The 16640-nt window shown below is 34.0% G+C and carries 10 protein-coding genes; 5 read left to right on the forward strand and 5 right to left on the reverse strand.

Going from position 1 to position 16640, the window contains the following annotated elements; all coding sequences use genetic code 11:
- Positions 1–4 precede the first annotated feature (4 nt).
- From FLP_RS05295 to FLP_RS05305, 3 genes are all read left to right on the forward strand, one after another.
- Positions 5–1123: a hypothetical protein gene (locus tag FLP_RS05295; protein ID WP_065448479.1), complete on the forward strand. Its 1119-nt coding sequence runs from the start codon at positions 5–7 to the stop codon at positions 1121–1123.
- Between the two features lie 129 nt (positions 1124–1252).
- The gene (locus tag FLP_RS05300) at positions 1253–2644 is read left to right on the forward strand and encodes an endo-1,4-beta-xylanase (RefSeq protein WP_065448480.1); all 1392 of its coding nucleotides are present in this window, start codon (positions 1253–1255) and stop codon (positions 2642–2644) included.
- Positions 2645–2698: 54 nt separating this feature from the next.
- On the forward strand, positions 2699–3625 hold the full coding sequence (locus FLP_RS05305) for a glycoside hydrolase family 16 protein (protein ID WP_065448481.1): 927 nt from the start codon (positions 2699–2701) through the stop codon (positions 3623–3625).
- 138 nt (positions 3626–3763) lie between these two features.
- On the opposite strand, the gene FLP_RS05310 is transcribed toward FLP_RS05305, so the two are convergent.
- The 3 genes from FLP_RS05310 to FLP_RS05320 form a co-directional block, all read right to left on the reverse strand.
- Positions 3764–4582, reverse strand: a complete 819-nt coding sequence (locus FLP_RS05310) for a tyrosine-protein phosphatase (protein ID WP_065448482.1) — start codon at positions 4580–4582, stop codon at positions 3764–3766.
- Positions 4583–4681: 99 nt separating this feature from the next.
- On the reverse strand, positions 4682–7537 hold the full coding sequence (locus FLP_RS05315) for a TonB-dependent receptor (RefSeq protein WP_065448483.1): 2856 nt from the start codon (positions 7535–7537) through the stop codon (positions 4682–4684).
- Between the two features lie 219 nt (positions 7538–7756).
- Positions 7757–8854 (reverse strand): AraC family transcriptional regulator, encoded by a 1098-nt coding sequence (locus FLP_RS05320; RefSeq protein ID WP_083195799.1) that lies wholly within the window; start codon positions 8852–8854, stop codon positions 7757–7759.
- Between the two features lie 327 nt (positions 8855–9181).
- Between FLP_RS05320 and FLP_RS05325 the strand changes: the two genes are divergently transcribed.
- Positions 9182–12187, forward strand: a complete 3006-nt coding sequence (locus FLP_RS05325; RefSeq protein WP_165606647.1) for a PAS domain S-box protein — start codon at positions 9182–9184, stop codon at positions 12185–12187.
- 1 nt (position 12188) lies between these two features.
- A complete protein-coding gene (locus FLP_RS05330; protein WP_065448529.1) occupies positions 12189–12641 on the forward strand; it encodes a response regulator in 453 nt (150 codons plus the stop codon).
- Between the two features lie 127 nt (positions 12642–12768).
- Here the strand turns inward: FLP_RS05330 and FLP_RS05335 are convergent, their stop codons facing one another.
- Both FLP_RS05335 and FLP_RS05340 read right to left on the reverse strand, forming a co-directional pair.
- On the reverse strand, positions 12769–13551 hold the full coding sequence (locus FLP_RS05335; RefSeq protein WP_065448486.1) for a GLPGLI family protein: 783 nt from the start codon (positions 13549–13551) through the stop codon (positions 12769–12771).
- A 4-nt stretch (positions 13552–13555) separates the two neighbouring features.
- A complete protein-coding gene (locus FLP_RS05340; RefSeq protein WP_065448487.1) occupies positions 13556–16354 on the reverse strand; it encodes an outer membrane beta-barrel family protein in 2799 nt (932 codons plus the stop codon).
- Between the last annotated feature and the right edge of the window lie 286 nt (positions 16355–16640).

Raw genomic sequence — 16640 nt, forward strand, 5'->3', positions numbered from 1 at the left:
CACTATGATTAATAAAATAAAATATAGCATTTTAATTCTTTTGACATTAGTTTCTTTTACAGCTTGTCAAAATGACGACGCAGTTACTGCAAATGTAGACGCAATGGTTGCTGAACCGGGAGATTTACTCAATCAGGCATTTCCATCCAATAAAGTCAGAGTCGAAGGGAAGGGCTTAGAGGGCTTAAAAAAGATTACGCTCGACAATAAAATTGATATCGGTTTCAATATCAATTACAATTCTGATAAATCGTTTATTTTCACCATTCCTTTTGATGATAAACTAGGCAGCCGATTTGGAGTACAGCCCATTACATTTGTAACAGCAACAGGTTCTGTAACTAAAAACATTGAGCTTTTACAACCCGTTCCAACACTTACAAAAACAGATCCTGCTATAGCAACTCCGGGATTTCCGTTAGAAATTCAGGGAACGTGGTTCTATAATATTTCATCGGTAACCTTAGCAGGAAAACCAGTAAGTTATACGCTAAAATCATCTTCTTCAATCATTATTGGAGTACCAGAAGATGCTGTTTTTGGTTCAGAATTAATACTTACTACACCGGGAGGTATCGCAAAAAAAGTAATACAGCTTCTACCTCCTGTTACTCCGGAAATTATTGTTATTGTATCTGATTTTGACGGAAATGGTACAAGAACGAATTGGGATGCTTATGGAGATAAAGATAGTTTTAACGCAAGTACTGCAAATGGGCCAACAGGTAATTATGCAACTCTTGTGTGGGCTGGCTCAAATGCTAATGGCTATAACGGAAGCAGTGCAGGCGGTGGAGCTAATTTCCTAAGCGCCGCGAATAATGATGCAACAAAAACATTTATTGATATTGATGTAAGTGCCAATGTTGTAGGAGCACAATTTGCCATTCAATTAAATACGATTGATAATAAAAACTATGGCTATAATTTTAAAATAACCGATGTTAACTGGACTACCAAGACCCTAACTTTAGCTGATTTTAAAGATAATTATGGCTTTGGAGATCCTGCCACTACGCTGGATGCTTCTAAAGTTAATGAAATCAAAGTAGGTATAGTGCAATCAGACACACCTAATCCAACCATAATAAAATACGATAATATTAAAGTTCGTTACAAATAAGTAATGATTGTATTTTAAGCTCTAAAGAAAAAAGAGGCTGTGATCAAAAAAGCAGCCTCTTCATAAAACAGAAATTATAAAACAAGAGTATTCGACATAATAAAGGATATTCTAAAATAAAAAAACAGTATGAAAATTAAATTTTTATTAGTGCTGGCCAGCTTTTTCTTTTTTCTAAATGCCTGCTCTAAAGACGACAACGAAACTGTTGCTGCTTTAGAAACGCCAGTTGCAAATGCACCAAAAGACGTAAACGATCATGGTTTTAAAGCCAAATGGAACTACGTCTCGAATTCAAAAAGCTATCTTTTGGATGTTTCTACAAACGAAAATTTCAGCACTTTTGTTTCCAACTATCAAGCAAAACCAGTGACCGATTTAAACGAAGTTGTGGTTGGATTAGCAGGCGGAACTCAATATTATTATAGAGTGAGAGCCAAAACAGAGACTGAAATTTCAGGATATTCAAATGTTATCAGTGTTGTAACTACAGGTTCCAGCGACATTCCTGAAGATCCTACATTTTTAAAAGTAAAAGCCAATAAACTGGCTAATCCGTTTTTTATTGGTATGGCGATAAAAGCTTCGCAATTGACTACAGGAAGTCCTTATGATGTTATTTTAAAAAATGAATTCAGTAGTATTTCTGCCGAATACGAAATGAAAATGGATCAGATTTCAACCGCAAGCGGTGTTTACAACTGGACTGTAGCAGATAAAATTGTTGCTTACGGAAATACAAACGGAATCAATGTTCACGGTCATGCTTTGGTATGGCATAATTCAGTACCAACCTGGTTGAAGAATTTTTCAGGTACCGATGCCGAATTTGCAGCAGAAGTTAAAAAGTACATTACAGATGTGGTTACACATTATGCAGGAAAAGTAAAATCCTGGGATGTGGTTAACGAAGCTGTAGATGACAATGGCGGTGCAATGAGAAATACTATTTTTCTTCAGAGAATGGGAGCCAATTATGTGAAAGATTGTTTTCAGTGGGCCAGAAATGCAGCTGTTGCAGCGGGCGATACCCAATTATTGTTGTTTTATAATGATTATGCAACTTCAACGAATATCCCAAAACAAGATAAAGTTTTTAGTATTGTAGATGATTTAAAAGCAGGTAATAGTATCGATGGTGTTGGTTTTCAAATGCATAATACCTATTTAAGCCCAACAAAAGCACAAATAGAAACTGATCTTAACAGGGCTGCAGCAAAAGGTCTGAAAATTCATGTTTCGGAATTAGACATACAAGTCAATCAGTCTAATGACATTACGACTTTTACCAACGAAAGAAGACTGGCTCAAAAAGAAAAATACAAGGAGATTGTAAAACTTTATAATGCGCTTCCTGCAGCAAATAAATATGCCTTAACTATTTGGGGAATGAAAGATAACGAATCATGGATTCCTTTTAGTACAGAACTTAACCATCCTGGAAATGACTGGCCTTTATTGTATGACTCCAATTTTGCAATTAAAAGCGCTCATACAGGATTTCTGGAAGGCTTAGATTAATTACCTAAAAGATAATGCTTTACTTCAACTATTAATTAACCAAAAAATTAAATTATGAAAAAATTAAATTTAATAGCATTAACAGTGACCTGTGTATTAAGTTTAGGATTTGCTTCCTGCGCAGATGACGTAAGTCCAACTGCAAAAGAGCAATCAGCAAGCTTAAATACAAAAAGTAGTACAAACAAAGTAGCAGGTGCGCCATGGGTCAAACAATTTGAAGATACATTTAATGTAGGCTCAAGTTTGTCTCAATGGACAAAGGAACAACGTGCAGATTATAATTCGTGGTATTGCGATTATTCAAGCTCAGTTCCAACGACACAATGGAGAGACGGAAAACAATGTTTGGAAATCAAGACAACAAAATTGAGCACGTACAAGTATCAATCCGGGTTCATTTCGTCTAATTACCAATACAAACCTGAAAATAATACAGAGTATATGCTTTCTGCCAATATTAAACTAGTAGCGATGGAGGGCGGAACTTATAAATCATTTACAGAAACTTACGGTGCCTGGCCTGCGTTCTGGTCTGTGCAGCAAAATGGATGGCCAACCAAAGGAGAAATCGATATTTTGGAAGCTTACTCTTTTGCACCCAATGCAAGTCGTTATACATCCAATGTTTTTTATGGAACTTCTCCAGGAGCAAATCTATTAGGAAACTCCGCAGAAAGAAACTATCCTGCTAATTTTAATTTAAACGGAAATAACGGATGGCATTTATATGAGTCCTTCTGGAAAATGAAAAACAATGTTGTAACGGTAACCATAAAGGTTGACAATGTCACTGTTGCAGAATATACTAACAGCAGCGTTTCTAATCTTAATTTTAATAATTTTGGAAATCATTCTATTATTTTCAATATGAATGTAGGATCCAAAGATTCTAATTTCATTGACCCTAATAAAATTAAATTATTTTCAACTGTAATGATGTGGGTAGATGATGTAACTGTTTATAAAAGAGCAATTTAATTAATACTGAATCAGTATATGTTTAAAAAATATTTTTTTAGATAAAGTAGAAACCTCCATAAATCATTTTTGATTTTTGGAGGTTTTTTATATGATCCAATTTTAGAATTGCCCTCTTAATGCCAATGTTTTGGTCAATTATTTCACCAAATATTTTTTCTGAATTTGTTTTTTGACTTTTTTATCAATGCCATATTCTACTAATAGCATTTTATCAATACTGCCATATTTCTTGATAGCCGCATTCCAGGCTGATTCCAGGTAAGCTTGTTTTACGCCCATTAATTTTGCCATTCTTTCTTCCGGAATTCCGTAGGCTTTGTATTTGCTTAAATCTGTTTTTGCGATGGCCTCATTAGATCTTAAATAATCTTTCATGATTTCTTCATCAGATACATCTAAAACATGCAACAATAAAGAAGAAGCAAATCCAGTTCTGTCTTTACCAGCTGTACAATGAAACAAAACCACAGTTTCTTTTTTCTTCACTTCATCAAAGAAAGGCTTAAAGTCTTTTGCGCTTTCTGCAAATCCTTGGTTAGCAACAATCATTAGAGAATCTACCTGAGCTTCGTTGAATGTTGGTGCCATCATTACTTTCATAAATTGCCCCATTTCTTTACCATTAATAGAACCGATATTAGCTCTTTTAATTTCAATTTTTTCCCCTGCCGGAATAAAATCAGGATCTTTTTTTATTTCGTCATCGTTTCTAAAATCTACTATTGTATTGATGTGTAAAGCATCAAATTTGGCAACATCTGAAGGTGTTAATTTGGAGAAGTTTCCAGAGCGATAAATAATTCCTTCCTTGATTTTTTTGCCTTCTTTATTTTGAATTCCCGATAGTGATCTAAAATTTGGACTGTTTTCGATATCCATATTTTTTTGAGCCTGCCCTTGAAAAGCAATGATTAAAAAGAGTGCTGTAGTACGTAAAAGAGTTTGAGTTTTCATATTTAATTATTTTGAAATTAGAAATTAGAATTTTAATGCAAACTGAAAATAGCAGCTTGCATATAGTATTATTTAAAAGTGTTTGAAAAGAAATGAATCTTATAAAATCTGGTATTTAAAACCTAACTGACCATTGATAGATGACCATTCGCTGTTGGTGATTCTACCTTCGTTATTCCCCAGAAATTGTTTGAATGGCTCATTAGTAAGATTTCTAACTTCCATAAAAACTTTGATTTTATTGCTGATAGAATAATCTGCAGAGAAATCAACTGTGAAATTTTGCATAGCAGAAATATAATAATCCGGACCTAAATTTTGATTGATCGTTTCTACTGATTTTCCTCTGTAATTTCCTGCGATTCTAAACATGAAACCATATTTTTCGTAGAAAAGCGAAGAGTTAAACAACAACTTAGATTGATTTGGAAGTGTAGTTTCATCTGTAGCAGTTACATTTCCTTGTGCATCATATCGGGAAACTTCTAATTTTGATTTAATAATTGAAGTATTAAAATCGATTCCAAATCCGCCCCAGAAGCCATTCCATTCTGTAAATCTTTTGGTGATTCCAAATTCAAAGCCTAATAAACTGGCGTCCTTAATGTTTTTTGGCTGCGTAACGATATAATTAACGTTATTGATTCTTTCTGCTGAAATATCCCTGAAAATATAGTCGCTAATATCTTTATAGAAAACACCCGCCGTAATCAATCCAATATCTTTTAAGAAATACTCTCCCATAAAATCTAAATTATTAGAAAAAGTAGGTTTTAAATCTGTATTTCCTCTGGTAATTTTTGGAACTCCAGCGGTCACATCAATAATTTCACTCGGATTTAAATCGGGTAAATTTGGTCTTGAAAAAGTTCTGGTATAAGCCGCTCTGAAATTGATGTTTTCATTGAAAGCATATTTCAAATGTACCATTGGCAAGAACGCATTATACGATGATGTTTTGGTAATTGGTGTCGCTACTTTAGTTTGCGAATCATAAGCGGTACTGCTCATCGTCACATTTGTTTCTTCGTTTCTGGCGCCTGCAATGATTTTTGTTTTTTCAGATAAATCATAAACTCCCATAACATAAGCGCTGAAAACATTTTCTTCGCCTTTAAACTTTGTTGTTACATTAGAGGCCGGAGAATAATCTGCAAAGCCATTTGCTTTTAAGTAGGATGGCGTGAAAATATCAAACAATTGATTTTTTGTAATTGGGTTTACAATTAAATTATTGAATGGATTTCCAATTTCTGAAAAGTAATTATTTGCATTTGGATAAGGTTCTGTTTGTAAATTGCTCATCGGAAGTAAGGCTGGCGAACCCGGAATTCCTAAAGCGGCACCTGGCAAATAAACGATTGGCGTTTGCTGTCCTTGATAATCCTTGAATCTTAATTTTGAACCTGCTTTAATTATAAATCTGTCGGTAGCATCATAATTAAAATTAATTTGCCCCACTTTATCATGATCTCTTTGGTCCAATTGGGTAATGACCAATTGTTGTAAAGTTAATCTTGTCGGATCCATAACATCCGTTGGATTCGTCAATTTTGGATCGATGTTGTAAATGTTTACACCATTTCCATCAGGAGAATCAAAAGTATTATATACCGCTCCGTCAGATGATCTTACACCAAAATCGCCAACCAACTTTTGAGAAAACTGTGCAATTGGTAATCCTCTCATATCCGAAGGCATGTTTGGAGGAGTGTCTAAAAGATACGTCATTTCGTTATTGGCAAACGACCAGTCAAATTTCAATTTAGAACCAATTCTGTGTTCTCCGCCAATTTCTACTCCATTTAAATCTGTTTTATAATCAGAATAACGGTAGCTAAAAGTGTATCTCTTTTTAGCAAAGTCATAGAAAGATTCATAAACCGGACGCACATCCCTGAATTTATCATACAAGAATTTTCCGAAAAACTTATTCTTATCGTTCAATTCAAAATCAATTCCACCGCTTATTGCTTTTGTAGTTCTTTGCCCAAAATATCTTTTAGCATTAACGGTATTAATGCCATATTTTTGAGATTGAACGGGCGCATTAATGTTGTAATCAACCACCATTTCATCGGTAGCAAAATTTCTGTCCCAAATAGAAGCCGCCAATACAATCCCCAATTTATCTTTAAAGAATCTTTGTCCGTAAACTAAAGAGGCATTATAAGAACCTTTTTCAGCTTTTTGATTGTAACCGCCTCCAAGACTCGCGTTCAGCATTGTTTTTTTAGGAGCCGTTCTGGAGATAAAATTCACAGATCCTCCAATGGCATCGCCTTCCATATCAGGAGTTATCGCTTTTGATAACTGAATGTACTGAATCATTTCAGTCGGAATAGCATCCAGAAGTGTGTTTCTCGTTCCCATTACAGAGGCACTTGGCAATCTTGTTCCGTTGTATAAAGTCGATGTCCATCCATAAGGCGTTCCTCGAACACTCACCTGATTGGCTTCTCCGTGGTAACGGTTTACACTAACACTTGGCATTCTTTGCACCGCTTCAGCAGCGTTGCGGTCTGGTAGTTTTCCAACAGCATCTGCAGAAAGCACATCCATAATGGCCAAGGATTTCTTTTTCATGCTTAAGGCTTTAATTTGAGAAGGTCCGGTAAAACCTTTTACAATAATTTCTTTTAATGCTCCTTCTTCTGCAGCAAGAGTAACCGTTCCCAGATTATTAATACCCGAAACTAATTTTATTTCTTTGGTAATCGTTTGGTATCCCATATAACTAAATGAGACTGTAAGCTTTTCTCCGGATAAATTCGAAACTTGGAAATTACCATCAAAGTCTGTCGAGGTTCCCGTTTTTCTTTCTAAAATAGAAATATTTACTCCTGGTAAAAACGTTTTTCCATCAGAAACTTTTCCGATCATTGAAGCATAATTTTGCGCTATAAGTTGATTTCCGGATAAAATCAAAGCAAATAACAATAGTAGTTTTTTCATTGTGTGTAGTTAATTTTTATTTTCTGCTGCAAAACTATCTGATGGTTATTTTCCGGAAGTCTTTTTAAATTTAGGCGTACAAAAAAGACTAAAATTGTTTTTAAGTAATTGATTATTAGTTATTTGTGAATAATATCAAATGGTTAACTAAATATGAAGGACTTGTTATTCTGAAATTCAATTGGATATGGAAATACTTTTCTTATAAAAAAACAGGCTTTACGAGAATGCATTTTCTGATGATAAAGCTTCTTCAAGTACTTTTTTGTAATCACTTGGAGTTGCTCCGGTAATTTGTTTGAAATATTTATAAAAAGTCGATTTGTTTTTAAATCCGCTTTCGTAACCAATCGTAACAAAATTGGCGTCTTGTTTTTTATCAATTAATCTTTTGGCTTCTTCAACTCTTAATGAGTTTATATATTGATAGAAATTAGTTTTCAATTCGACATTGAGCGCTTGAGTGATTTTTACTTTCGAAATATTTAAATCGGAAGAAAGTTTGTCCAGATTAAATTCAGAATCAAGATGGCCTTTTTTGGTTTTGAAATAAGATTGAACGGCGTTGATAATCTCATTCATTTCATCTGATTTCAATTCGTAGTTTTTATATTTTTCTTCGTTTTTAAGTTCAATGACCAGTTTTTGAATCTCAAAAAATATCGCAAAGCGTATGTGAATGACGTAAATGAAGATAAAGAGCATCAGGCAATAATAAACAAAACGAAGGTTTATGATCATCTCCATATTAAAAGCCAAAAGCAAAAGTCCCAAAACAGTTAATATTCCTAAAGAACAGTAAACACTTCCAATAACTTTTACGATGCTGATTTTTAAATTAAAGATTCGGGAAGGATCTGGTTGCGAAGAGCGGATATACTTCAAACAATAAATACTATAACCCAGGAAAGTGGGAATTAAAAGCAGCATCACGATAAGGTTAGAAAGTTTGATGATTTTTGGGAATACCGGATTGCTTACCGCAATAAAGACTATAATAATATTGAAGGCAAAACCTATAAAGAACGGAATGCAATGGTAACAGATTTTTCGGGTTGAAATGGGTTTACCAAAGACCGAAAGCATATAAAAATAAAGCAACGGACCGTAGAGGAAAGAGAAACTCCCGTGCAGTTTTTCAAACAGATTGGCATCCTGATAAAAGAAGAGTATGGAGATCTTATATATAAGGTGAAAGAATATTGTTCCGAAAAAGAGACTAAGGTAAAAATCTTCCTGCCTGAATTTTTTATTAAAAAAGATTAATAAAGCAGTAATTAAGGATTGAATCGAGGTTAAGTAAAGAAGGAATAACATAATAAGTTGTATTGATAAACAAAGCTAGGCTATGATAATTATCAAAAGGTTACCAAAAGATTAAGCTACCTGAACGTTAGCTATTAGACAGTCATTTTAGTTTTCATTTTTGAGGAAATTTATAAAAATGAAATTGCAGTAAAAATCCTTTTTGAGGACAATATCAAAAAACATTTTGATTTATTTTAGTTTAATCACATGATTAATTAAATTTGATGTTAAAAACATTAAGAAAGTAGAAAAGCTTTTTTAGATAATAGTAAATACATGGAGTTATTAGAAAATAAAGACCTCTTTCATACCATTTTAAACTCTGCCTCAAATGGCATGACAGTAATGCAGCCCATGTACAATTACGAAAGTAAGATCGACGATTTTTTAATTCTCCATTCTAATTCTTACATGCTTAATCTGACGGGAAAAACCGATTACAACGGCAGGCGTTATAGTGAATTTTTTTCCAATCTAAAAGATGCTGATATCCTCGAAAAAATTATTAAAGTAGCTGAAAGTGGAGTTGCCGCTAGTTTTGAAAAATGCTTTGATGATACAGATAAAATACAATGGCTTCAATTTACAGCGTTAAAGCAGGCTGAATTGATAATACTCACAACAGAAGATATAAGCGAGAGAAAACAAACAGCTATTGTAATAGAAAATTTGCTTAATGCCGCAGAAAAACAAAAACGATTTTACGATTCTATTACAAATAATACTCCTGATCTGGTCTATGTTTTTGACTTATCTTATCAATTTACTTATGCCAACAAGGCTTTGCTTACCATGTGGGGTAAATCAGAGCAGGATGCCATTGGTCGCGGTTTAAGAGAGAACGGTTATGAGGAATGGCATGCACAGATGCACGAAAGAGAAATTGATGAAGTAGTTGCTACAAAAAGAACCGTTAGGGGAACAGTATCTTTTCCTCATGCTGAATTAGGCAGCCGTATTTATGATTATATCCTGGCCCCGGTTTTGAATGAACAAGGCGAAGTAGAAGCTGTTGCCGGAACTACCCGTGATATTACAGAGATAAAGCAAGCAGAGGAAAAACTGCAGAAAAGTGAGACGCGCTTTCGTAATATGATTCAGCAGGCACCGGTGGCCATGCTGCTTTCTAAAGGAGAAGATGTAATTATAGAAAGTATAAATAAACCAATGCTGCAGTTCATGAATAAAGAAAATGCAGCAGAAGCCCTTGGCAAAAAAATGACTGAAGCGCTGCCTGAACTGATTGGTCAGCCGGCGCTCCAAACTGTTATTAACGTACAGAAAACGGGTATTCCTTTTAAAGGAGATGAGCAGCCTGTAGACTTAATAATTGATGGCAAACTCGAGCGACGTTATTTTAATTTTTCCTATGACTGTATTGATGAAATGGAAGAAAGTCCGGCTGTATTGCACATGGCCATTGATGTAACAGAACAAGTACTGGCCAGACGCAAGCTGGAAGATAGCCAGAGCAGATTAAAATCAATGATTGATCAGACGCCTTCACCGACTTTGGTACTGATGGGCGATGATTTGGTAATAGAGCAGATTAATAAGCACATGCTTGAAATGATTGGCCGCGGTCAGGAAGTTATTGGCAGTCCATTAATTGATGTTTTGCCTGAACTCAAGGGGCAATATGTATGGAAACAAGTTCAAAACGTTTACAATAAGGGAATTCCTTTTGATCAAAATGAAGTGCTTGTCTCACACAGTCGTAATGGAGTAGTGCAGGACTATTATTATAATCTCGCGTACCGCTCATTAATTGAAAACGGTCAGACAACGGGGATGATCCAGGTAGCAATCGATGTCACTGAGCAAGTGACATCACGAAAAAAACTAGAGGAAAGTGAGGGCCGTTTCCGGGCGTTGGTTAATGCTTCATCAGATGTGGTATATCGAATGAATGCCGACTGGACGGTAATGCGTAATTTGGAGGGACATGGTTTTCTTTCCGATACCGGGAAACCTATTGTCAACTGGATAGATAAATATATTCATCCCAACGATAAAGAAAGGATTTTGAGTAGTATTTATGAATCTATTTCCAGCAAAAGAATAATTGAATTGGAGCATAGGGTTTTAAATACCGATGGTACTTTTGGATGGGCGCTTTCAAGAGCAGTCCCTATTCTGGATGATCATGGTAATGTAATTGAATGGTTTGGTTCGGCAAGCGATATTACTTCACAAAAAGAGCTGCAGCAGGTTATTAAGGAAAGTGAAGAGAAATTTAGACAGTTGGCAGATCTTGTACCACAAATTATCTGGACAAGCAGACCAGATGGCTTTATTGATTATTATAATAAACGTTGGTACGAGTACACAGGATTTGAAGAAAGTGAATTTGGTGATTCCAGCTGGATTCCGATACTGCACCCTGATGATGTTGCCATTGTAACCCAATATTGGTATCAGAGCGTTCAGACAGGATCAACCTATCAGATTGAATTTAGGTTGAAGAATGGAGCAACGGGTGAATATCGTTGGTTTTTAAGTAAAGCTGTGCCTATAAGAGACAAAACAGGAATTATCACCAAATGGTTTGGTACTTGTAATGATATTCACCAGCATAAGACGATCAACTATAGCCTGGAAAGTCTTGTACAGGATCGAACCAAAGAGCTCCAGCGCTCTAACGAAGATTTACAGCAATTTGCACATGTTGCTTCACACGACTTAAAAGAGCCGGTGCGAAAAATCAAAACTTTTACCAGCCGCCTGGAAGATCATCTTAAAGGGCAGTTAGATGAATCTGCTATGAAATTCATTGACAGGATTCACGTGGCCACTGATCGTATGTACAACATGATTGATGGTGTTTTGGCCTATTCTAAAATCAACGCAGATTTAGAAAAGCCAACCATGGTTGATTTGAATGAAATTATAAAGAATATTGAAACAGATTTGGAAATAGCGCTTCAGAAAAGCGGTGGAAATATCCAACATTCTGATCTTCCAACTTTACAAGGCGCGCAAGTACTGTTATACCAGTTATTCTATAATCTTATCAATAACTCAATTAAATTTGCAAAAAAAGATGTACCTTCAACAATAACTTTGGTTTCAAAAACAATAATTGAAGAGGGTAATAGCTTTGCAGTAATCACATTAGAGGATAACGGAATAGGTTTTGAGCCAAAGCAGGCAGAGCAGATATTTGAAACTTTTACCAGACTTAATTCTAAAGATAGTTATGAAGGTACGGGTCTTGGTTTATCACTTTGTAAAAAAATTGTAGAGAGGCATGGAGGAAGTATTGTTGCTATTGGCAGTCTTGCCAAAGGAGCTACGTTTATTATAAAACTTCCACTGTTGCAAAAAGAAAATGAAATTTAGTATGGAAAACAAGACAATCTTAATGGCTGATGACGACATCGATGATACAGAAATGTTTTGTGAAGCATTAGAAGATTTAAGCGAAGATATAATTTGCCACTGCGCAATAAATGGCAATGAGGTGATAGAGATACTTCGTAATCTTGCTGAAAAACCACAGCTTATTTTTCTAGATCTTAATATGCCTGTTATGAATGGCTGGGAATGCGTAAAGTTGCTGAAAGAAGACGACTTGCATAAGGATATACCAGTTATTATGATCTCCACTTCTTCTCACAAAAATGATATAGAAACGGCCTTAAATAGCGGAGCAATAGGCTATCTGGTTAAGCCAAATAATTTTAATGATTTAAAAATTGTACTGCATTCTATTACATCAAATCTTGGAAAAGATTTAAAAGAGGCGATTTTTAATTTACAGGCTAATGGTCAGAATCATATTTATACTAAGTAGGCATGACGGTAAGTGTTCCATGCTATATAAACAGAAACAAGAATCCCAGTTAAAATATTTCAACTGGGATTCTTTGTTTTATTTTGTTATGTTTTTTGATGTGTAAGAAATAGGTTTTAATAGCTAGTTATAAAGAGTAGGCTTGTAATGTTTTTTTTGCCCATTTTCCCCAATCTTTCAAAGCATCCAATAGTATTTTGTTTAGTCCTTTATTGTCAGTAGGTTTACCTTTGATTGGCGGGGCTAAATCTTTGTCAGAAACTGGAATTTCTGTAACTTTTGTAGCAAACCATGTCATATTTTCGTGAGGCATAGCCAATCCTAAAATTGTTCCGGGTAAGCCTGTAAAAGATTCAGGTCCACCAGCAAATGGAATTTGAATAGTGTAATAGGCAACAACATAAACAGAATCGAGCACTATAGCATTTGCTCTGCGGCATTCATAACCCGCTATTTCTCTGGTTTCATCGGTGATTTTCCAGTCAATTTTGCGTAAACTGTCTTTAACTAAGTATAAATCATCATAAACATTTTTTTGTGTAATACTGGTTTTCGTATCAAGATCTGTGGCGATAACATTTTTTAAATTAGCCATTGCATCGTCAGCAATCCAACTGTTGCTTGTTGACTGATTTGTTTCATCCCATTTGTATAAACTCTTGTTTTTCGAAAAACTGAGAATGCTTTTTGTAGTTTTAAATTGTGGATTGGTTTTTTTATAACTTTCAAAAGCAGCTTGATAATAACTATCAGTTTCTCCTTTTAGTTTTTTTGTAATCAAAGCATACATATTCGATTTTTTCTCAAATTCGATTACGCCATTTTGCACAAAGTGGTCATTTTGCGCAAAAGTATTGCAGCTTGTTAATACAATTATTAAAATTAAGATGCGATTTATTATTGTTTTCATGGTTTTAGTTTTGTTTAATTTCTCCTCCGCCCATCTTGCTGAAATCCCAGCTTACAGAGAATAAAAAGTATCTTTGGATAGTGGTATAAGTACTTTGGTTGATGTTTCCATTATAGGCCGAACGATTAAATCCTACATTTTGGTTCAAAAGATCTCTTCCCGTTATAGAAACTCGCAAATTATCGGTTTTAAAGAATTTTTTGGTGATAGATGCATTCCAGATAAAACGTTCAAAAGTTTCCTGAATCACTTGCGTTTTTCCATTATATTGATAATTACCATCTGTGCTAATTTCCAGTTTAAAAGGTAATTCTATACTCGTCCAGAAATTTCCATTAAAACCCCAGCCATCGCTATTACTATTTTCGTTGATGCTTGCATTAGCAACGTTATAAGTGGGTCCGAAGCTGGTATTAAAATTGTATTTTTTTTCTTTATACTTTGATAAATTTAAATTAAAGGAATAAGTTGAATTTTTAGTTTCATTCAGTTTTGTATTGATGTAATTATAGTTTACATTTTTGTTGGCGCTTAAACCAATTCCTGCGTTCATGTCTATAGCTTTGATTGTTTTGCCAAAATTAGTATTCAAAAAATAACCTGTTGTAGCTTTGTCTTTTAGGTTTACAAATTGAGAGATACTTTGTCCTCTATCATTTGTAACCACATTACTTATTATTGGATTTATCGTAAAATTGTACGTTGCATTAACCGAAAAATATTGATTGCTAAGTACTTTATACGAATAGTAACTTCCTCTAAAAATATTTCTAAAAGAAGGATCTAAATCTGGATTACCCAAAATCGTATTCAATTGGTTTTGATTGTTTCGTATCGGTTGTATTTGTTCTAATGTTGGCTGATCGGTGTTTCCGTTATACGACAAACGCAGTACTTCTCTTTGTTTAAAATTATATTGATAGTTGATCTGAGGCATGTAGTTGATAAATTTTCGTGTAAAATTTTCATCTGTATAAACATTATACTGTTTAAAGTTGACGCCGCTAAATTTAGAACCAAAAGAAAAAACAGTTTTATTTTTTTTGTAATTAAAAATCCCCCCAAGTTGATTTATCGTTTGGTCTAATTCATAATTATTACTAAAGACGGAATCCAGAACATTATAATTTCCATCCTTGGATTGATTAAAAGATTTACGATCAGATTTTCCGTTACTTATGTTGAAGCCATAATTAAGAATTAAAGTCAGGCTTTTAGATAACGGTTCGGTATAGATTAAATTTGATTTAAAAGCTGTATTGGTAATATTATTGACTTTATTTTGATCGACTACTTTGGTGCTGTCCGGACTAATTACGGATGTTGTAAAAAATTCAGCTTTGGAATTTAAATAACCATCACTTTTGCTATTTGTACTCGACTGGCTTAAATTAAGAGATAATGTTCGGCCCGTTTTTTTAAGTCTTTTGGTTAATAAAGTATTTATATTAAATATTTTATCATCAACATCATTTGTAGTTGTCTGTTTTAGATTATTCAATTGGTTACCTTGTTCATCAGTACCTTTTCGCATTTCTGCTTCACTTGAATTACTGTTTTTAAATAATCCATCTACGTTTAATTTTAAAGTTAAAGTAGTATCAATTTTAATTTCATAAGCCAGATCAAGTTTATTTTTAGTCATGTTTTTCTCAAAACTCTTGTCTGAATTATTGTAAATGCTGCTGGAACTTAAATTTTGCTGGTTAATATCATTGCGATCTCCTGAAAGTTTGATATCGCCAATTTTATAATTTACATTGATAGATTCTTTATCGTTGTTCCATTTATTGTCAAAATGTATTCCGCCAGTTTGAGCTACCGGAATTCCTTCACCATTAAATTGACCATCCCAGCTATCTAATTCATCATTTCCGCTACTTGTAAAATTAATACCGCCGTCATCAGCTACTTGATAACTGTTTTGGCCATATTTATCTTTGTCTCCCCATCCTAATCCTACTTGTCCTGTATTCCCAAAAATGCCATAAGCTGCTATTTTTTTCTTATCCCAAAACTTATTAAACATGGCTTGACCTTTGTAAAAATTATCAGTTCCTCCTCCGAGTTCTACTTTCCCGAAATGACCATTTTTTTTGTCTTCTTTAAGTTTAACATTTAGCGTTTTGGTTTTCTGGCCATCATCAATTCCTGTAAAAGCGGCCTGATCACTTTTTTTGTCGTACAATTGTACTTTATCAACCATGTCCGCACGTAGATTTTTTGTAACTAAAGTGGGATCATCACCAAAAAATTCTTCACCATCAACCAAAACTTTGGTTACAGTTTCGCCTTGAGCGGTAATTTTTCCATCCTTATCAATTTGTATTCCCGGGAACTGTTTTATCAGATCTTCCACTTTTGCATTAGGTTCTATTTTAAAAGCTTTTGGATCGAATTCTAACGTATCTCCTTTGATTTTCATGGCGGCTCTATTGCCTTTTATAATTATTTCGGATAGTAATCTTCCTTTATCAGCCAAATTAATTTTACCATAATCTTTGAGTAACTTTGTAGAATCAACAGAAAATTGATCTACAAAATCAGCATATTTGGGATAAGAAACAAGTAAAATAAATTTACCGGCTTTAATATTATTCAATTCAAAATAACCATTTTCTTTGGCTCGGGTAAATTTTAGTAAAATGGAATCTTTTGCTCTTAACAAAGAAACTGATGCATTCGTTAAATTAGAATTGTTTATCGTATCTGTTACATATCCTTTAACTGTGCCTGATATTTGTGCCTGTAAAGTATTTGATAAAAAAAGAAAGCAACATAATAATAGTATTGTTTGTCTCATTAATGGGTTGTGGTTTTTTGAAAAGTAGACATTATTGTTCTATTCTATTTTTTGAGAAATAGAACTAAAATGCACTTGTTGCGTGATTTATTTTTGGATTAAGCAAGATTGTAGATTCTACAATAGAGATTGAAATAGCACCTTTTGATACAGGTTTGCTGAAGTATAGTGGCTTGATTTTATGATATTCATATTTTTTTTGCGAGGTTTTGGTTGTTAGTGCTGTAAGTTTTAACGATTTTGATTAATGATCGTTACTATAATAGTTAAATTTTAATATAGGCCA

Source organism: Flavobacterium piscis, assembly GCF_001686925.1.
GTDB lineage: Bacteria > Bacteroidota > Bacteroidia > Flavobacteriales > Flavobacteriaceae > Flavobacterium > Flavobacterium piscis.